13 protein-coding genes are annotated in these 19,082 nt (G+C 72.3%); 7 read left to right on the forward strand and 6 right to left on the reverse strand.

Annotated elements, in window-relative coordinates; all coding sequences use genetic code 11:
* Positions 1–65: 65 nt before the first annotated feature.
* Together ACF08W_RS16290 and ACF08W_RS16295 are read left to right on the forward strand one after the other, a co-directional pair.
* Positions 66–758: a response regulator transcription factor gene (locus ACF08W_RS16290; RefSeq protein WP_385212464.1), complete on the forward strand. Its 693-nt coding sequence runs from the start codon at positions 66–68 to the stop codon at positions 756–758.
* Positions 755–2,119, forward strand: a complete 1,365-nt coding sequence (locus ACF08W_RS16295; RefSeq protein WP_385212462.1) for an ATP-binding protein — start codon at positions 755–757, stop codon at positions 2,117–2,119. Before ACF08W_RS16290 ends, ACF08W_RS16295 begins: the two co-directional genes overlap by 4 nt.
* 22 nt (positions 2,120–2,141) lie before the next feature.
* Here ACF08W_RS16295 and ACF08W_RS16300 read toward each other — a convergent pair whose 3' ends face one another.
* On the reverse strand, positions 2,142–3,071 hold the full coding sequence (locus tag ACF08W_RS16300; protein WP_392279620.1) for an LLM class F420-dependent oxidoreductase: 930 nt from the start codon (positions 3,069–3,071) through the stop codon (positions 2,142–2,144).
* Positions 3,072–3,302: 231 nt separating this feature from the next.
* Between ACF08W_RS16300 and ACF08W_RS16305 the strand changes: the two genes are divergently transcribed.
* The 3 genes from ACF08W_RS16305 to ACF08W_RS16315 all read left to right on the forward strand — a co-directional run bounded on the left by ACF08W_RS16305 (position 3,303) and on the right by ACF08W_RS16315 (position 9,088).
* On the forward strand, positions 3,303–5,525 hold the full coding sequence (locus ACF08W_RS16305; RefSeq protein ID WP_392279621.1) for an NADP-dependent isocitrate dehydrogenase: 2,223 nt from the start codon (positions 3,303–3,305) through the stop codon (positions 5,523–5,525).
* A 318-nt stretch (positions 5,526–5,843) separates the two neighbouring features.
* On the forward strand, positions 5,844–7,571 hold the full coding sequence (gene ctaD / locus ACF08W_RS16310; protein WP_392279622.1) for a cytochrome c oxidase subunit I: 1,728 nt from the start codon (positions 5,844–5,846) through the stop codon (positions 7,569–7,571).
* Positions 7,572–7,726: 155 nt separating this feature from the next.
* A complete protein-coding gene (locus ACF08W_RS16315) occupies positions 7,727–9,088 on the forward strand; it encodes an NAD(P)/FAD-dependent oxidoreductase (protein WP_352277968.1) in 1,362 nt (453 codons plus the stop codon).
* 54 nt (positions 9,089–9,142) lie between these two features.
* On the opposite strand, the gene ACF08W_RS16320 is transcribed toward ACF08W_RS16315, so the two are convergent.
* The gene (locus ACF08W_RS16320; RefSeq protein ID WP_352277969.1) at positions 9,143–10,129 is read right to left on the reverse strand and encodes an aldo/keto reductase family protein; all 987 of its coding nucleotides are present in this window, start codon (positions 10,127–10,129) and stop codon (positions 9,143–9,145) included.
* Between the two features lie 74 nt (positions 10,130–10,203).
* Entirely contained in the window at positions 10,204–11,346 is a 1,143-nt protein-coding gene (gene rho, locus ACF08W_RS16325) for a transcription termination factor Rho (RefSeq protein ID WP_392279623.1), read from the reverse strand.
* Between the two features lie 372 nt (positions 11,347–11,718).
* Between rho and ACF08W_RS16330 the strand changes: the two genes are divergently transcribed.
* Positions 11,719–12,609 carry a GNAT family N-acetyltransferase gene (locus tag ACF08W_RS16330; protein ID WP_385212451.1) on the forward strand — a complete coding sequence of 297 codons (891 nt, stop codon included), beginning with the start codon at positions 11,719–11,721 and terminating at the stop codon, positions 12,607–12,609.
* A gap of 50 nt (positions 12,610–12,659) precedes the next feature.
* Here the strand turns inward: ACF08W_RS16330 and meaB are convergent, their stop codons facing one another.
* Genes meaB through mutA form a run of 3 tightly spaced genes read right to left on the reverse strand, consistent with a single transcriptional unit; the run spans position 12,660 to position 17,722 of the window.
* Positions 12,660–13,649 (reverse strand): methylmalonyl Co-A mutase-associated GTPase MeaB, encoded by a 990-nt coding sequence (meaB, locus tag ACF08W_RS16335; protein ID WP_385212449.1) that lies wholly within the window; start codon positions 13,647–13,649, stop codon positions 12,660–12,662.
* Between the two features lie 12 nt (positions 13,650–13,661).
* On the reverse strand, positions 13,662–15,863 hold the full coding sequence (scpA, locus tag ACF08W_RS16340; RefSeq protein WP_392279624.1) for a methylmalonyl-CoA mutase: 2,202 nt from the start codon (positions 15,861–15,863) through the stop codon (positions 13,662–13,664).
* A complete protein-coding gene (mutA, locus tag ACF08W_RS16345; RefSeq protein WP_392279625.1) occupies positions 15,863–17,722 on the reverse strand; it encodes a methylmalonyl-CoA mutase small subunit in 1,860 nt (619 codons plus the stop codon). Before mutA ends, scpA begins: the two co-directional genes overlap by 1 nt.
* Before the next feature lie 494 nt (positions 17,723–18,216).
* On the opposite strand from mutA, the gene ACF08W_RS16350 reads away from it, so the two are divergent.
* Positions 18,217–19,020, forward strand: coding sequence for a tyrosine-protein phosphatase (locus ACF08W_RS16350; protein ID WP_392279626.1), 804 nt, complete (start codon positions 18,217–18,219; stop codon positions 19,018–19,020).
* Positions 19,021–19,082: the final 62 nt, after the last annotated feature.

A 19,082-nucleotide genomic window follows, 5' to 3' on the forward strand; every position in this document is an offset into this window, starting at 1 on the left:
GCATCATGTGCGCGTCCCGGCACCCGACGCGGGGAGCAGTTCGTTGAACGCCATACAATTTTTCCATGGCTAGTGTGCTCGTCGTCGAGGACGACCGTTTCGTGCGATCAGCCCTCATCAGGCATCTGACCGAGGCGTCGCACGTCGTACGGAGCGTCGGAACCGCCCTCGAAGCGCTGCGCGAGGTCTCCCAGTTCCGTTTCGACGTGGTCATTCTCGACCTCGGGCTCCCCGATCTGGACGGGGCCAAGGCGCTGAAGATGCTGCGCGGCATCACCGACGTACCGGTGATCATCGCCACCGCCCGGGACGACGAGACCGAGATCGTGCGGCTGCTCAACGACGGCGCCGACGACTACCTGACCAAGCCGTTCTCCGTCGAGCACCTCTCGGCGCGCATCGCCGCGATCCTGCGGCGCGCCCGCGCGGCCGACACCGGTGGTGCCCCGGTCTCCCAGGTGATCCAGGTCGGCGGGCTCACGATCGACCCGCTCCGCCGACAGGCGGCCCTGGACGGTGCCGCGCTCGACCTGACCCGCCGTGAGTTCGACCTGCTCGCCTTTCTCGCCGGCCGGCCCGGGGTCGTCGTCTCGCGCAAGGAGCTGCTGGCCCAGGTGTGGCAGCAGCCGTACGGCGACGACCAGACGATCGACGTCCATCTGTCGTGGCTGCGGCGGAAGTTGGGCGAGTCCGCGGCGTCGCCGCGCTATCTGCGTACCTTCCGGGGCGTGGGCGTGAAGCTGGAGCCCCCTCGGTGAGATGGGCTCTGGTCAGGGTCTGCCTCGCGGTCACCGTGATGGTGGTGGTCGCCTTCGCGGTGCCGCTCGGACTGGTCGTCAGGGAGATGGCGTCCGACCGGGCGTTCTCGAACGCCGAGCGGCAGGCGGCCGCCATCGGGCCCACGCTCTCCATCACCACCGACCGGACCCAGCTGAGCCGGGCCATGCTCTCCACCGACGCCGGGGCGGCCGGGCGGATGGCCCTGCACATCCCGCCCCACGGCGACCGCCCCGAGGTCGAGCTCGGCCACGGCCGGGCCTCCCGAGACGAGATCGAGGCCGTCCGGCGGCTGGGCCGTTCCGGGATCTCGGACGTACCGGGCGGATCGGCGCTGCTGGCACCCATCGCGCTGAACTCCGCCGAGACCTCGATCGTCGAGGTGTTCGTCTCCGACGCCGATGTCACCGACGGGGTGACCACCGCCTGGATCATGCTGGCCGGGGTCGGTGTCGCGCTGGTCGTCGGCGCGGTCGCGGTGGCCGACCGGCTCGGCGTACGGCTCATCCAGCCGGCCGAACAGCTCGCGGACGCCGCGCTCGAACTGGGCGAGGGCAGGCTCGGTGTCCGGGTGCCCGAGGACGGGCCCACCGAACTGAAGCAGGCCGCGGTCGCCTTCAACTCCATGGCCGACCAGGTGGTGCGGCTGCTCGCCAACGAACGGGAACTCGCCGCGGACCTCTCGCACCGGCTGCGCACGCCCCTGACGGTGCTCCGGCTCAACGCCGCCTCGCTGGGCGAGGGGCCCGCCGCCGAGCACACCAGGGCCGCCGTCGAGCAGCTGGAGCGCGAGGTCGACACGATCATCCGCACCGCCCGCGAGGCCAGGCCGCGCACCGGCGTGCCGGTCCCCGGAGCGGGCTGCGACGCGGCCGAGGTGATCCGCGAGCGGATGGACTTCTGGTCCGCGCTCGCCGAGGACGAGGGGCGCCCGGTGAGCGTCGCGGGCATCGACCGCCCCGTATTGATCCCGGTGGCCCGGGCCGACCTGGTGGCCGCGCTCGACGCCCTGCTGGGCAACGTCTTCCGGCACACCCCGGAGGGCACCGCCTTCTCGGTGGACGTGCACAACGGCGGTGACGTGGTGATCGTGCTGGTCTCCGACGCGGGACCCGGCATCCCGGACCCGGCCGCGGCCCTCGCCCGGGGCAACGGCGACGGCCGCACCGGTTCGACCGGGCTCGGGCTCGACATCGTCCGGCGGATGGCGGAGGCCACCGGCGGCGATGTCCGCGTCGGCCGCTCCGTCCTCGGCGGGACCGAGATCCGGATCTGGATCCAGCTGGACGGCGGCCGCCCCGAACCGGGGCGCCGCCGTCGCGGCGCGGGGCGCCGCCGCTGACGCCCCGGACCGGGGCGGGCCCTCAGACGCCGGCCGCGCGCGCCGCCCGGTACACCTCGGCGGCCACGTCGATCAGCTCCGAGGCGTCGCGCGTCGTGCCCTGGAGGTCCAGCAGGATCTCCGGGACGCCGGTGGCGGCGTGGGCCGCCAGGTCCGCCACGATCTGCGCCACGTCGCCGTGGAAGGGCGCGCGGTCCGCCCCCGTCACCGGTGCGGCGCTGTACCGGGCGTTGGCCCGTACGCAGACGCCGAGCGGCCGCTCCCGGCCCCGTTCGGCCGCCACCTCCCGGATCCGGTCCCACTGCTCGGTGAGCCGGTCGGCGCCCATGGCGACGGGCAGCCAGCCGTCCGCCCGGTCGACCAGGCGGCGGGTGGCCCGGGGGCTGTTCGCCGGCAGGTACACCGGGACGGGACGGGCCGGCTTCGGGCCGACCTCGGAGGGGGCGATGGTGGTCAGCGTCCCGGTGTACGAGACCGGGTCGGGGCCCCAGACGGCGGCGCACACGTCGAGCAGCTCGTCCAGGACCGCGCCCCGCTTCTCGAACGGGGCGACCGAGGCGGCCGCGTACTCGTCCAGGGACCAGCCCGTACCGAGACCCGCGATCACCCGGCCGCCGCTCGCGGTGTCGAGCGAGGCGAGCGAACGGGCCAGCTGGAAGGGCACGTGCAGCGGGGCGACCAGGACGCTGGTGCCGAGCCGGGCCCGGCTCGTCGCCCCGGCGGCCAGCGCCAGGGTGATCAGCGGGTCGGCGACGCTGCGGTACTGGTCGGGCCAGGGCAGGCCCGGAACGTTGTACAGGCCCTGCGTGGCGGGCTCGGGGAAGATGATCCGCTCGAAGACCCAGAGGCTCTCGTAGCCGATGTCCTCCGCGGCGCGGGCCACCTCGGCCACGTCGCGGCCGAGGTCGTACTGCTTCATCTGCGGAAGACCGAGACCCAGCGAGACAGGCATGTGCGCACTCCTTCTGAAGGCGGTCGGCAACCACCGTATGCCACCCGTCCGTTGACCGCCGGGAGGGCGGGCCCGAGCGCCGACGGCCGGGGCGGACGGGCCCGCCGGGGCGTGCCGTACGGCGCCGAAGGGGCGGTTCGCCGGGAGCGGGGGCGGGGCCCTGTCGAGACCGGGGCGGTCACGAGATATCTTGATGTCAAGCAATGTCGCAGACGTGGAGCGGAGCACAGGGTGACTGACTCGACCATCATCTACACACACACCGACGAGGCCCCGGCCCTGGCGACGTATTCGTTCCTGCCGGTCGTCCAGGCGTACGCCTCGACGGCGGGGGTCAATGTCGAGAGCCGTGACATCTCGCTGGCGGGGCGCATCATCGCGGGCTTCCCGGAGCGCCTGGAGGAGGGCCAGCGCATCGACGACGCGCTCGCCGAGCTCGGTGAGCTGGCCAAGCGCCCCGAGGCCAACATCATCAAGCTGCCCAACATCTCCGCCTCGATCCCGCAGCTGAAGGCGGCGATCGCCGAGCTCCAGGCGCAGGGCTACGCGCTTCCGGACTACCCGGACGACCCGCAGACCGACGAGGACAAGGACGTCCGCGCGCGCTACGACAAGGTCAAGGGCAGCGCCGTCAACCCCGTACTGCGCGAGGGCAACTCCGACCGCCGCGCCCCCGCCTCGGTCAAGAACTACGCCAAGGCGCACCCGCACCGCATGGGCAAGTGGTCCGCCGACTCGAAGACGAACGTCGCCACCATGGGCGTCGACGACTTCCGCTCCACCGAGAAGTCCACGGTGATCACCGAGGCCGGTTCGCTGCGCATCGAGCTCGCGGGTGACGACGGCACCACCACCGTGCTGCGCGAGTCGGTCCCGGTCCTGGCGGGCGAGGTCGTCGACGCCGCGGTCATGCGCGTCGCCGCGCTGCGCGAGTTCCTGACCGCGCAGGTCGCCCGCGCCAAGGCCGAGGGCGTGCTCTTCTCGGTCCACCTCAAGGCCACCATGATGAAGGTCTCCGACCCGATCATCTTCGGCCACGTGGTCCGCGCCTTCTTCCCGAACACCTTTGCGAAGTACGGTGACGTGCTCGCCGCGGCCGGCCTCTCCCCGAACGACGGCCTCGGCGCCATCCTCAAGGGCCTGGACGGGGTGCCGCACGTCGGCGCCGAGATCAAGGCGTCCTTCGAGGCCGAGCTGGCCGAGGGCCCCGCGCTCGCCATGGTCGACTCCGACAAGGGCATCACCAACCTGCACGTGCCGAGCGACGTCATCGTGGACGCCTCCATGCCGGCCATGATCCGCACCTCCGGCCACATGTGGGGCCCGGACGGCCAGGAGGCCGACACCCTCGCCGTGCTGCCGGACAGCAGCTACGCGGGCGTCTACCAGGTCGTCCTCGACGACTGCCGCGCCCACGGCGCCTTCGACCCGTCGACCATGGGCTCGGTCCCGAACGTCGGCCTGATGGCGCAGAAGGCCGAGGAGTACGGCAGCCACGACAAGACCTTCGAGATCCCCACCACCGGTACGGTGCGGGTCCTCGACGGCAACGGCGACGTCGTCCTGGAGCAGGCCGTCGGCGCCGGCGACATCTTCCGCATGTGCCAGGCCAAGGACCTGCCGATCCAGGACTGGGTCAAGCTCGCCGTCACCCGGGCCCGGGCCACCGGCGCCCCGGCCGTGTTCTGGCTCGACGAGGACCGCGCCCACGACGCGCAGCTGATCGCCAAGGTCAGGACGTACCTCGCCGACCACGACACCGACGGTCTGCAGATCGAGATCATGTCGCCGGTGAAGGCCACCGCCTTCTCGCTGGAGCGCATCCGCCGCGGTGAGGACACCATCTCCGTCACCGGCAACGTGCTCCGCGACTACCTGACCGACCTGTTCCCGATCCTGGAGCTGGGCACGAGCGCGAAGATGCTCTCGGTCGTCCCGCTCATGAACGGCGGCGGTCTCTTCGAGACGGGCGCCGGCGGCTCCGCGCCCAAGCACGTCCAGCAGCTCGTCAAGGAGAACTACCTGCGCTGGGACAGCCTGGGCGAGTTCTTCGCCCTCGCGGCCAGCTTCGAGCACCTCGCGGCGACCACGGGCAACGCGCGGGCCAAGATCCTCGCCGACACGCTCGACCGCGCGACCGGCACCTTCCTCAACGAGGACAAGTCGCCGAGCCGCAAGCTGGGCGGGATCGACAACCGCGGCAGCCACTTCTACCTGGCCCTGTACTGGGCCCAGGAGCTGGCGCGCCAGACCGAGGACCCGCAGCTCGCGCAGTCGTTCGCCGCGCTCGCCAAGACGCTGGGCGAGCAGGAGCGGACCATCGTCGACGAGCTGATCGCGGTGCAGGGCTCGCCCGCCGAGATCGGTGGCTACTACCAGCCCGACCCGGCGAAGGCCGCCGCCGTCATGCGCCCGTCGGCGACCTTCGTCGAGGCCATCGCCTCCATCGGCTGACGAAACGCCCGGAAACACCTCCGGTGGGCGCGCCCAGGCGCCCCGCCCCTCCGCCCCGGCCGGCAGTACGCCCGGCCGGGGCGGTTCCGTATCTCCGTTCGGGTGCGGAACTGGTGTTCCAGTCGTTCCCGGCCCCGGGCCGCCCCCTGTCGGGTGAATGTGGCGCGGCGGCGGCCGGGCGGAACCCGTCCGGCCGCCCCGTGGCTGATTTGCTGCACCTGCAATCCGGCGTGACGCGCGCGGGAGGAGCCCGCCGGCCGTCGCGGCGGCGGAGGCGCCCCACGGCCGGCCGCGAGCGACGACCGAAGGAGCGCCCCGGTGACGACGGGCACAGCAGGTGCGGCCGAGGACGAGGCGGCGTACGCCGACGAACTGCCGGTCCGCGCCAGGGAACCCGGGAACGCCGTCGTCACCTGGCTGACCACCACCGACCACAAGACCATCGGCAGCCTCTACCTCGTCACCTCCTTCGCCTTCTTCCTCGTCGGCGGGGTGCTGGCCCTGATGATGCGGGCCGAACTGGCCCGCCCGGGACTGCAGTTCCTGTCGGCCGAACAGTTCAACCAGGCGTTCACCATCCACGGCACGATCATGCTGCTGATGTTCGCGACGCCGCTGTTCGCCGGATTCACCAACTGGATCATGCCGCTCCAGATCGGTGCGCCCGATGTCGCGTTCCCGAGGCTGAACGCCTTCGCGTACTGGCTCTACCTCTTCGGCTCGCTCATCGTCGTCGCGGGCTTCCTCACCCCGCAGGGCGCGGCCGACTTCGGCTGGTTCGCCTACTCGCCGCTGACCGACGCGGTCCGCTCGCCCGGCATCGGCAGCGACCTGTGGATCATGGGCCTGGCGTTCTCCGGCTTCGGCACGATCCTCGGCTCGGTCAACTTCATCACCACGATCATCTGCCTGCGCGCCCCCGGCATGACCATGTTCCGGATGCCGATCTTCGTCTGGAACGTCCTGCTGACCGCGGTGCTCGTCCTGCTGGCCTTCCCGGTCCTCGCGGCGGCCCTGCTGGTGCTGGAGGCGGACCGCAAGTTCGGCGCGCACGTCTTCGACCCCGCCAACGGCGGCGCGCTGCTCTGGCAGCACCTCTTCTGGTTCTTCGGCCACCCGGAGGTCTACATCATCGCCCTGCCGTTCTTCGGCATCGTCAGCGAGGTCATCCCGGTCTTCAGCCGCAAACCGATCTTCGGCTACATCGGCCTCGTCGGCGCGACGATCGCCATCGCCGGGCTCTCCGCGACCGTCTGGGCCCACCACATGTTCGTCACGGGCGCGGTACTGCTGCCGTTCTTCTCGTTCATGACCTTCCTCATCGCGGTGCCGACCGGGGTGAAGTTCTTCAACTGGATCGGCACCATGTGGAAGGGATCGTTGTCCTTCGAGACCCCGATGCTCTGGTCGATCGGCTTCCTGGTCACCTTCCTCTTCGGCGGCCTGACCGGGGTGATCCTGGCCTCGCCGCCGATGGACTTCCACGTCTCGGACTCCTACTTCGTGGTCGCCCACTTCCACTACGTCGTCTTCGGCACCGTGGTGTTCGCGATGTTCTCCGGATTCCACTTCTGGTGGCCGAAGTTCACCGGCAAGATGCTCGACGAACGGCTCGGGAAGGTGACGTTCTGGACGCTCTTCGCCGGTTTCCACGGCACCTTCCTCGTGCAGCACTGGCTGGGCGCGGAGGGCATGCCGCGCCGCTACGCCGACTACCTCGCCGCGGACGGCTTCACCGCGCTGAACACGGTCTCCACCATCTCCTCGTTCCTGCTCGGCCTGTCGGTCCTGCCGTTCCTCTACAACGTCTGGAAGACCGCCAGATACGGCGAGCCGGTCCGGACCGACGACCCGTGGGGCTACGGCCGCTCACTGGAGTGGGCGACCTCCTGCCCGCCGCCGCGCCACAACTTCACCGCCCTGCCGAGGATCCGCTCCGAGTCCCCGGCCTTCGACCTGCACCACCCCGCCGTCCGGGCCCTCGACGCATCCCGCAACCGCCCGCCCACCGGGATCCCCGGCGCCCCCGGGAGCGAGCGGCCCTGAGCCCCCGGCGCGGCTCCGTCCGTCCGCCGTCGTCCGTCCGCCGTCCCCAGCAGGCGAAGTCCGCACGGGTTCGTCAGGATGGGTGACGACGGGCGCGTGCGAGGGGAGGGGCAGGCGAACGGACGACCGTACAGGCCCGAGAAGGGACGAACACCGTGGCACGACCCAGGATCCTCGTTGTCGGCGCCGGATTCGCCGGAGTGGAGTGCGTACGCCGCCTGGAGCGCCGCCTCGCCCCGGGAGAGGCGGACATCGCCCTCGTCGCCCCGTTCTCGTACCAGCTCTACCTCCCGCTGCTGCCGCAGGTCGCGGCGGGCGTGCTCACCCCGCAGTCGGTCGCCGTCTCACTGCGCCGCAGCCGCAGGCACCGCACCCGGATCGTCCCCGGCGGAGCCATCGGGGTGGACCCCGCGGCGAAGGTCTGCGTCATCCGCAAGATCACCGACGAGATCGTCTACGAGCGCTACGACTACATCGTGCTCAGCGCCGGAAGCGTCACCCGCACCTTCGACATCCCCGGCCTGCTGGAGCACGCGCGGGGCATGAAGACCCTGGCCGAGGCCGCCTACGTGCGCGACCACGTGATCGCCCAGCTCGACCTCGCGGACGCCAGCGACGACGAGGCCGAGCGAGCCTCCCGGCTCCAGTTCGTGGTGGTCGGCGGCGGCTACGCCGGCACCGAGACCGCGGCGTGCCTGCAACGCCTCACCACCAACGCGCTCCAGCAGTACCCCCGGCTCGACCCGAGGCTCATCAAGTGGCACCTCATCGACATCGCCCCGAAGCTGATGCCCGAACTCGGCGACAAACTGGGCCGGAGCGCCATGGAGATGCTGCGGGCCCGGGGCATCGAGGTGTCGCTCGGCGTCTCGATCGCCGAGGCCGGCGCGGAGCAGGTCACCTTCACCGACGGCCGGGTGCTGCCCTGCCGCACCCTGATCTGGACGGCGGGCGTCGCCGCGAGCCCCCTGGTCAAGACGTTCGACGCGGAGACGGTACGCGGCCGGCTGGCCGTCACCTCCGAGATGAGCCTGCCCGGCTTCGACGGCGTCTTCGCCCTCGGCGACTGCGCGGCCGTCCCCGACCTGAGCAAGGGCGACGGAGCCGTCTGCCCGCCCACCGCGCAGCACGCCATGCGCCAGGGCCGCAGACTCGCCGAGAACCTCATCGCCACCCTCCGCCACCAGCCGATGCGGCCGTACGTCCACAAGGACCTCGGGCTCGTCGTGGACCTCGGCGGCAAGGACGCGGTCTCCAAGCCGCTCGGCGTCGAGATGCACGGCGTCCTCGCCCAGGCCGTCGCCCGCGGCTACCACTGGTCGGCGCTGCGCACCAACGTCGCCAAGGCGAGGGTCATGACCAACTGGGTGCTCAACGCGGTCGCGGGCGACGACTTCGTCCGCACCGGCTTCCAGTCCCGCAAACCGGCCACCCTGCGGGACTTCGAGTACACCGACTCCTACCTCACCCCCGCACAGGTCCGCGAGCACACCGCCGCACTCCACACCCGCGCCTGATCCCCGCGGCGCCCGGTCCCGCACGGTACGGCGCGGGACCGGGGCGCGCCCGGATCAGCCGTTGCCCGTGTGGGCCGGGTCCCGCTCGACCACCGGGTCCAGAACGGCGTCGATCTCCTTCAGCAGCTCCGCGTCGAGCCGCACCCCGGCCGCGCCGATGTTCTCCGTCACCTGCTCGGGCCGGGAGGCACCGATGATCGCGGCCGAGACGTTCGGGTTCTGCAGCACCCAGGCGACCGCGAGCTGCGCCATGCTGAGCCCGGCGGCGTCGGCCAGTGGCCGCAGCCGCTGCACCCGCTCCAGCACCTCCTCGCGCAGCCAGTCGGCCACCATGCCGGCGCCGCCCTTGTCGTCCGTGGCCCGCGTACCGGGCGGCAGCGGCGCCCCGGGCCGGTACTTGCCCGTCAGCACGCCCTGGGCGATCGGCGACCAGACGATCTGACCGATGCCCAGCTCCTCGGAGGCGGGCACCACCTCGCTCTCGATCACCCGCCACAGCGCCGAGTACTGCGGCTGGTTGGAGATCAGCGGCACCCGCAGCTCCCGCGCCAGGGCGTGCCCGGCCCGCAGCTGCCCGGCCGTCCACTCCGACACCCCGATGTACAGCGCCTTGCCGGACCGGACGATGTCGGCGAACGCCTCCATCGTCTCCTCCAGCGGCGTCGAGTGGTCGTAGCGGTGCGCCTGGTAGAGGTCCACGTAGTCGGTCTGGAGCCGGCGCAGCGAGCTGTCGATGGACTCCATGACGTGCTTCCGGCCGAGTCCCCGGTCGTTGTGCCCGGTGCCGGTCGGGAAGTAGACCTTGGTGAACACCTCCAGACCTTCGCGGCGCTCGCCCTTCAGCGCTCGGCCCAGCACCGCCTCGGCGCGGGTCCCGGCGTACACGTCCGCGGTGTCGAAGGTGGTGATCCCGGCGTCGAGCGCGGCCCGGATGCAGGCGGCGGCCGTCTCCTCCTCGACCTGGGAACCGTGCGTGAGCCAGTTCCCGTAGGCGATCTCACTGATGGTCAGGCCGCTGCGCCCGAGTCGACGGAACTCCATGTGGCTGCTCTCCCTGTACGCGTGAGGCACGTGTCGTGCGGTGGCCCGGTCATGCTATTGCGCCGGGCCGGGGCTCACGCCTCGGGAACGGTGGAGTGGACGGCGCGCAGGAAGGCCGCGTTGTCCGGGGTACGGCGGAGCCGGTCGAGCAGGGTCTCCAGGGCGTTCCGCGGATCCCTGCCGTGCAGCGCACGCCGCAGGGCCCGGACGGTCCTCAACTCTCCGGACGGTACGAGTAGTTCCTCCCGGCGGGTGCCGGACGCCGGGATGTCCACGGCCGGATGGACGCGCCGGGCGGCGAGGTGGCGGTCGAGCCGCAGCTCCATGTTCCCGGTGCCCTTGAGCTCCTCGAAGAAGTACTCGTCGGCGCGGGAACCGGTCTCCACCAGCGCGGTGGCCAGGATGGTCAGCGAGCCGCCCTCCTCGGTGAGCCGTGCGGCGCCGAAGAGCCGCTTCGGGCCGAGCAGGGCGGACGCGTCGACGCCCCCGCTGAGGGTGCGCCCGCCCGCCGCGCAGGCGGTGTTGTGGGCCCGGCAGAGCCGGGTGAGGGAGTCGAGCAGGACGACGACGTCCCGGCCCTGCTCGACCAGCCGCTCGGCACGGGCCACCGCGAGCTCGGCGAGGGCGATGTGCTCCGTCGCGGGCCGGTCGAACGTCGAGGCGAACACCTCGCCCCGTACCGACCGGCGCATGTCGGTGACCTCCTCGGGGCGTTCGTCGACCAGCACCACCATCAGGTGGCACTCGGGATGGTTGGCCGCGACGGCGGCCGCGATCTGCTGGAGCAGCACCGTCTTGCCGGTCCGGGGCGGCGCCACGACGAGCCCGCGCTGCCCCTTGCCGATCGGTGCGACCAGATCGACCAGGCGCATCGCGGTGCCGCCGGGCGCGGTCTCCAGCCGAAGCCGCCGCTCCGGGTGCAGCGGAGTGAGGTCGCGGAAGTGCGGGCGGCCGTGCAGGGCCCGCGGGGGAAGGCCGTTGACCCGCTCCACGGCGGACAGGGTGCGCGGCTGGTCGCAGCGCCCCGCGACGGCGTCGCCCCGACGCAGTCCGTGGCGGCGGATCAGGGCGTCGGGGACCACGACGTCATCGGGGGAGGGGAGTCCGTCGCGCACGCGCAGGGTGCCGTGTCCCCGGGGCGTGACGTCGAGGAGGCCGGTGGCTTCCTCGGTCACCGACCCGGTGGCCGGGAGGGGGAGTTCGATCGTGCTGGTCATGGTGGAGGGTCCTTTCGCGGACAGGGCGAACGGGAAGGCCGGCCGACGCGGGCGGAAGGAACACGCCCCGCACGGCGGGCGGGAAACACCCGGACGGACAAACCGGTCCGGACCGGGCGAAGTGACAGGGAGGAAGCCGGATCACCGACCGGAAGGGGAACGGTGCGGCGGCTTCGGAGAGAGGAATCGGCACCGGCGCCTCCGAAAGAGGCGTACACAGGAGCCGATCGCACGGTACCACGGCTCTCGGGCGGCGGACAGGGGACCGGGGCCCTCGATATCCGGTTGCCGAGACGTTCGCCGGGTGATGAGGTGCTCCGGGCCGTCCGCCCTCCTTGTCGCCGACCGGCGCTCCGGCGCCCAGGAGTCACCTTGTCGCTACGCGTCACCGCACTGACCGACCCGGCCCCGTCCCCGGGCGGCCACCGCCTGGCCTGGCTCGCCGCCGATTCCTCGGGAACCCCGCTCGGTTCGGCGTTCCTGCGGGTCTTCACCCGCGAGGGCCAGGACCACCTCGCCGAGCTCGACATCCAGGTGCACCCGGCGGAGCGGCGCGCGGGCGTCGGCTCACGGCTCTTCGACGCCGCCGTGGCCGCCGCCCGCGAGGCAGGCCGGCGCACCGTCCTCGCCCAGGCCCGCGCCGACTCCCCGGGCGACCACTTCCTGCGGGCCAGAGGGGCGCGCGCGGTGCTGACCCTGACCTACGCGCGCCTCGCGCTGGCGGAGGCCGACATCGAGGCCCTGCGCCGGACCGCCGGACAGCCGCGCCCCGGCTACCGGCTGGTCTCCTGGCACGGCACCGTCCCGGACGGACTCGCGGAGACGTTCGCCCGCTCCCGCCGGGCCATGGACGACATGCCCATGGACGACACCGACTTCGGCACGGTCGTCTGGGACGTGGACCGGGTCCGCTCCGCCGCGGCGGCCGTCGCGGCACGCGGCGACCTGCTCCACACCGTCGCGGCGGTCGACACGGCCGACTCCACGATCGTGGGCTTCACGGAACTGGTCGTCCCGGGCGACGGGACGGGCGACGCCCAGCACTACGGAACCGGCGTCCTCCCCGAGCACCGGGGACACGGCCTCGCCCGGTGGATGAAGGCCCGATCCGTCCTCCGGGCCCGGGAGGACCACCCCGCCCTGGAAGGACTGCTGACGGACGCCGCCGACAGCAACACGCCCATGCGGCGCGTCAACGACGCACTCGGCTACCGGCCGACCCGCCGGTCGGTGGAGTACCAGCTCGACCTCCCGCAACGATAGGCGGCCCGGTGGCCGGGGGAGAACCCCGGCCACCGGGCCCACCGCGCGGATCAGGCGGTGCCCCGGAACGCGGCCAGGATGTGCTCGGCCGCCGCCGTCGGCGTCAACTCGCCGTCACGCACCCGCTGTTCGAGGCCCGGGGTCAGGGAGCGCACCTCGGGATGGGCGCGCAGGCTCTCCAGCAGCTCGTCGCGGACCATCGTCCAGGTCCAGTCGACCTGCTGGTCCCGGCGCTTGGCGGCCAGCCGGCCGCTCGCCTCCAGCTGCGCCCGATGCTGCTCCAGCCGCTCCCACAGGGTGTCCAGACCGGTCGACTCGCGGGCGCTGCACGTCAGCACCGGCGGGGTCCACGCCGCGTCCGCCGGGTGCATCAGCCGCAGCGCGCCCGCCAGTTCACGCGCGGCGGCGCGGGCGTCGCGCTCGTGCGGGCCGTCCGCCTTGTTCACCGCGATCGCGTCCGCCAGCTCCAGGACGCCCTTCTTGATGCCCTGGAGCTGATCGCCGGTCCGGGCCAGCGTCAGCAGCAGAAATGTGTCGACCATGTTGGCCACCGCCGTCTCCGACTGCCCGACGCCGACCGTCTCCACCAGCACCACGTCGTACCCCGCGGCCTCCATCACCACGATGGACTCCCGGGTCGCCTTCGCCACCCCGCCGAGCGTCCCGGCGGTCGGGGACGGGCGGACGAACGCCGCCGGGTCCACCGCCAGCCGCTCCATCCTGGTCTTGTCGCCCAGGATGGAACCGCCGGTACGGCTGGAGGACGGGTCGACGGCCAGCACCGCGACCCGGTGCCCGAGCCCGGTGAGCATCGTCCCCAGGGCGTCGATGAAGGTGGACTTCCCCACCCCCGGCACCCCGCTGATGCCGACCCGCCGGGCGTTTCCGGAGTACGGCAGCAGCTCGCGCAGCAGCCGCTGGGCCAGCTCGCGGTGGTCGGGGCGGAGGGACTCGACGAGGGTGATGGCGCGCGCGATGTACGCCCGCTTCCCGTCGAGCACTCCCTTCGCGTAACTGTCGATGTCGATGGTGGGCGGCATCCGGTCAGCCGCTCACAGCTCGTGGCCGAGCGCGGCACCGAGCCGCGCCACCAGGTCGTACGCGGCGTCCGGGATGACCGTGCCCGGCGGGAACACCGCCGTCGCCCCCGCCTCGTGCAGCGCCTCGACGTCCTGCGGCGGGATCACCCCGCCCACCACGATCATGATGTCCTCGCGCCCCTCGGCCGCCAGCTCCTCACGGAGCGCCGGCACCAGCGTGAGGTGCCCGGCCGCCAGCGAGGAGACGCCCACGACGTGCACGTCCGCCTCCACCGCCTGCCGCGCCACCTCGGCCGGGGTCTGGAACAGCGGGCCGACGTCGACGTCGAAGCCCAGGTCGGCGAAGGCGGTCGAGATCACCTTCTGGCCCCGGTCGTGCCCGTCCTGCCCCATCTTGGCGACCAGGATGCGCGGACGGCGCCCCTCGGCCTCCTCGAACCTGTCCACCAGCGCCCGGGTCCGGTCCACGGAAGGGGATTCACCTGCCTCGTTGCGGTACACACCGGAGATCGTACGGATCTGGCCGGCGTGCCGTCCGTACACCTTCTCCAGGGCGTCGGAGATCTCGCCCACGGTCGCCTTCGCCCGTGCCGCGTCGACCGCGAGCGCCAGCAGGTTGCCCTCCAGCCCCTGGCCCGGCCCCCGCTCCGCCGCCGCCGTGAGCGCGTGGAGCGCGGCCCGGCAGGCCGACTCGTCGCGCTCCGCGCGCAGCCGGCGCAGCTTCTCGATCTGCTGGGCACGCACCGAGGAGTTGTCGACCTTGAGCACCTCGATCTGCTCGTCGCTCTCCACCCGGTACTTGTTCACCCCGATGACCGGCTGGCGGCCGGAGTCGATCCGCGCCTGGGTACGGGCCGCGGCCTCCTCCACCCGGAGCTTGGGGATGCCCGCGTCGATGGCCTGCGCCATGCCGCCCGCCGCCTCGACCTCCTCGATGTGCTGCCAGGCCCGGCGCGCCAGGTCGTACGTCAGCTTCTCCACGTACGCGCTGCCGCCCCACGGGTCGATCGTCCGGCAGGTGCCCGACTCCTGCTGGAGGAGCAGCTGGGTGTTGCGGGCGATCCGGGCGGAGAAGTCGGTCGGCAGGGCGAGCGCCTCGTCCAGCGCGTTGGTGTGCAGCGACTGGGTGTGCCCCTGGGTGGCGGCCATCGCCTCCACACAGGTCCGGGTGACGTTGTTGAACACGTCCTGCGCCGTCAGCGACCAGCCCGAGGTCTGCGAATGGGTGCGCAGCGAAAGCGACTTGGTGTTCTCCGGGCCGAACTCCTTGACCAGCTTGGCCCACAGGAGCCGGGCGGCCCGCAACTTCGCGATCTCCATGAAGAAGTTCATGCCGATCGCCCAGAAGAACGACAGCCGCGGCGCGAAGGCGTCCACGTCGAGCCCCGCGTCCCGGCCCGCCCGCAGGTACTCCACCCCGTCGGCCAGGGTGTACGCCAGCTCCAGATCGGCCGTCGCACCGGCCTCCTGGATGTGGTAGCCGGAAATGGAGATCGAGTTGTAGCGCGGCATCTTCTGCGAGGTGAACGCGAAGATGTCCGAGATGATCCGCATCGACGGCTTCGGCGGATAGATGTAGGTGTTGCGGACCATGAACTCCTTCAGAATGTCGTTCTGAATGGTTCCGGCCAGCTTCTCGGGCCCGACACCCTGCTCCTCCGCCGCCACGATGTACAGCGCCAGTACCGGGAGGACCGCGCCGTTCATCGTCATCGACACCGACATCCGGTCCAGCGGGATGCCGTCGAAGAGCTGCCGCATGTCGTAGATCGAGTCGATCGCCACGCCCGCCATGCCGACGTCGCCCGTCACCCGGGGGTGGTCGCTGTCGTAGCCCCGGTGGGTGGGCAGGTCGAAGGCGACGGAGAGGCCCTTCTGCCCGGCCGCGAGGTTACGGCGGTAGAAGGCGTTCGACTCCTCGGCCGTGGAGAACCCGGCGTACTGCCGGATCGTCCAGGGCTGGTTGACGTACATCGTCGGATACGGGCCCCGCAGATACGGGGCGATGCCCGGGTACGTGCCGAGGAAGTCGAGCCCTTCCAGGTCGCGCCCGGTGTACAGCGGCTTGACCGCGATGCCTTCCGGGGTCTCCCACAGCAGATCGCTGTCGGAACCGCCGGTGGACTCCTTCACCGAAGTGCGCCACCGGTCCTCGGAGACCTCGGCGGCACCGCCCGCGCCGAGCTCGATGCCGGAGAAGTCGGGGATACGCATTAGGCCGCATCCATACGGTCGAGAAGGGAGGAGAGCACGGCCACCACATCGGAGCCCGCGAAGACGTACTCGTCGACACCGGCGTACTCGCCGGGCCGGCCGGCCAGGAAGACCCGGCGGGCCCCCGCCGCGCCCAGCTCCCCGGCGACCGCCGCGGCCTGCTCGGCGTAGAGCGCGTCGCTGGAGCAGAGGCACGCCACGGTGGCTCCACTGGCCCGGAAGGCGTCGGCGACCGTCGCCGCGTCCACCGTGACCGGCTCGTGGACCGGCTCGATACCGCCCGCCTGGAAGAGATTGGCGGCGAAGGAGGCCCGCGCGGTGTGCGCGGCGGCGGGGCCCAGCGCGGCGAGGAACACCCTCGGCCGCTGTCCGGTCGCCGCGAGATGCGCGTCCGACCGGGCACGCAGCGCCTCGAACGCCTCGTCCCGCCGCACCCGGGGCAGACCGCCCGGCCCGTCCGCCGCCAGGGGCGCGGGATCGCGCTCCACCGGACGCTCCGACAGCAGCGGGAACTCGCTGACCCCGGTGACCGGTTCCTTGCGGCGGGCCAGATCCTTGCTGCGCGCCGCCCAGGTGGCCGCGAGGCGGTCCCCGATCATGCCCGAGCGCAGCGCGGCGGCCTGGCCGCCGGACCGCTCGATCTCCTGGAAGAACGCCCACGCGGCCTCGGCCAGTTCGGCGGTGAGCCGCTCCACGTACCAGGAACCGCCCGCCGGGTCGACCACCCGGGCCAGATGCGACTCCTCCAGCAGGATCGTCGAGGTGTTGCGGGCGATCCGGCGGGCGAACGCGTCCGGCAGGCCCAGGGCGTGGTCGAAGGGCAGCACGGTGACGGAGTCGGCGCCGCCGACCCCCGCGCCCAGACAGGCCAGCGTCGTGCGGAGCATGTTCACCCAGGGATCGCGACGGGTCATCATCACCGACGACGTCACCGCGTGCTGGCGCTGGGCACCGGCCCCCGGCGCCCCGCACACCTCCGCCACCCGCGACCAGAGCCGCCGGGCGGCCCGCAGCTTGGCGATGGTCAGGAACTGGTCGGCGGTGGCCGCGTACCGGAACTCCAACTGCCCGCAGGCATCCTCGACCGGCATCCCCGCGTCCGTCAGCGTCCGCAGCAGGGCGACCCCGGTCGCCAGCGAGGCACCCAGCTCCTCGGCGGCCGAACCGCCCGCCTCGTGGTACGGCAGCGCGTCGACGGTCAGCGCACGCAGCCCGGGGAACTCCCGAGCGCACCGCTGCGCCCAGTGGACGGCGGCCGTGTGGTCGGGCTCCGCACCCGTGCGGGCGGCCCGCCCCAGCGGGTCGGCGCCCAGATTGCCGCGTACGTCCGGCGCGTCGACACCGCGCTCCGCGCAGATCCGCAGCAGCTCCGCGGCGGCCGCGTCGGTCTCGTCGCCGGCGTCGAGGACCACGGGTGCCAGGTCGAGATAGACCCCGTCCAACGCCGCCGCCAGCGCGGACACCGGGACCCCGGCACCGCCGCCGAGCGTCAGCCACAGCGAGGTGACGCCGTTCTCCAGGTCGGCGAGGACGGCCTCGTTGAGGCGGCCGACGTCCGGAAGGGCGTGCCGCTGCCGTACGTCCCAGCCGCCCGCCGCGTTGCCCGCGGCCTTGCTGCCTCGGGTGAAGGGGGCGAAACCCGGGTATCCGGCATCGGGCGCGCTGTCGCGCGAGGTGTAGAGGGGGCGGGTGATGAGCCCGTCCTCCACCGTGGTGGACAGTGCTTCCTCGGCGGCCGGACCCTCGGCTTCCTTGCCCGATCTACGCAGTACGCCTTCGACGAGGCGTTGCCATTGCTCATGGGCGGGAGCAGGGAACTCGGCGGCCAACGAAAGCCCGTCGGCAGGCAGGACCGTCATGCCCAGATGCTAGGGCAGGGCGCTTAAGGCCAGCCCGGGTTCCTCTTGTGACTTTGCCCTCTCCGGAGTGCGCTTGATCCTTCACCCACCGTGGCCTACGGACGCCGCGAGGGCGGTCGGCGGTCACATGGCCGGGACCGGCCCCGGGCGGTCCTCGGGCGGATACGGGGAAAGGAAAGCCACTTGGCCGCGCGGTCGCGGACGCCCGGTTGCGGGAATTCCGGAAAGGCTCTTCCCGGTCCGCCCGCAGGGTGGATCTTCCTCTTCCGGCGGATTCCGGTAGCGACCCCGCCAGGGGAGTGATTCCTACCCGCCGCGGAGGGTGAACGCCCGGCGAATGGTTCCGCTTTCACTTCTTCCGGTCTCTCGGTTGTGCCCCCGATGGGCGCAGACCGGCGTTTTACTTTGTCGTTCTCCCGGCCGCGTGCGACGTTTGTGAAGATCGGATCGAATGAATGCGGATACCCGCCGGAAAACCGAAGGGGAAGTGCGACGTGCAGACCGCCAGAGCCGTTCCGGCATCCACCGTCCTCAATCTGCGAGACCTGGGCGGTATCGCTCTCGGTCCGGACCACCGGGTCCGGGAGGGCGCCGTTCTGCGGTCCGGGCAACTCAGCGGGCTCGACGCGGAACAGGACTCGCAGGTGGCCGCGCTCGGCATCCGTACCGTCGTCGACCTGCGGACCGCCGACGAGCGGGCGGCGTCCCCCGACCGGTTGCCGCCCGGGGCGAGACTCTTCGTCGCCGATGTGTTCGGGGGCAACCCGGGGGTCCCTCCCGCCCGGCTGCGCGCGCTGCTCGCCGACCCCGTGGAGGCCGAGCAACTGCTCGGCGGCGGGCGGGCGGAGGGGCTGTTCGCGGACACCTACCGGCAGATGGTGCTCTCGCCGGGGGCGTCGGCCGCGTACCGGGCCTTCGTCGAGACGGTCGCCGACGAGGGCGCCCATCCGGTGCTCTTCCACTGCACCGCAGGCAAGGACCGCACCGGCTGGGGGGCCGCCGTGCTGCTGATGATCCTCGGGGCGTCCCGCGAGACGGTGCGCGCCGAGTTCCTCGCCGTCAACCCGGTGGTGCGGGACGCCTTCGCGGACCGGGTCCGGGACTTCCTCGACGCGGGCGGCGACCCGCGGATCGCGTCCGCCATCACCGAGGTGCGGCCCCGTTACCTGGACACGGCGCTGGACGCGATGGACGAACGGTGGGGCGGGCTCGACGGGTACGTACGCGACGGCCTGCGCATCCCGGAGGCCGTGCTGGAGCGGCTGCGGGCGGCCCTGGTGGTGCCCGCCCGGTCATAGGCCCCGCCTTCGGGCCGGGGAGGACGGCCTCCGGGGTTGACTTGATACCCCCAGGGGGTATG

Source organism: Streptomyces sp. NPDC015144 (assembly GCF_043079735.1).
Taxonomy (GTDB): domain Bacteria; phylum Actinomycetota; class Actinomycetes; order Streptomycetales; family Streptomycetaceae; genus Streptomyces.

Coding starts and splice junctions, on each gene's coding strand:
- ACF08W_RS16320 (WP_352277969.1), bottom strand. CDS start 10,129: ATGGAGTTCCGTCGACTCGGGCGCAGCGGCCTGACCATCAGTGAGATC.
- ACF08W_RS16300 (WP_392279620.1), bottom strand. CDS start 3,071: ATGCCTGTCTCGCTGGGTCTCGGTCTTCCGCAGATGAAGCAGTACGAC.
- meaB (WP_385212449.1), bottom strand. CDS start 13,649: ATGCCGCCCACCATCGACATCGACAGTTACGCGAAGGGAGTGCTCGAC.
- rho (WP_392279623.1), bottom strand. CDS start 11,346: ATGACCAGCACGATCGAACTCCCCCTCCCGGCCACCGGGTCGGTGACC.
- mutA (WP_392279625.1), bottom strand. CDS start 17,722: ATGACGGTCCTGCCTGCCGACGGGCTTTCGTTGGCCGCCGAGTTCCCT.
- ACF08W_RS16290 (WP_385212464.1), top strand. CDS start 66: ATGGCTAGTGTGCTCGTCGTCGAGGACGACCGTTTCGTGCGATCAGCC.
- scpA (WP_392279624.1), bottom strand. CDS start 15,863: ATGCGTATCCCCGACTTCTCCGGCATCGAGCTCGGCGCGGGCGGTGCC.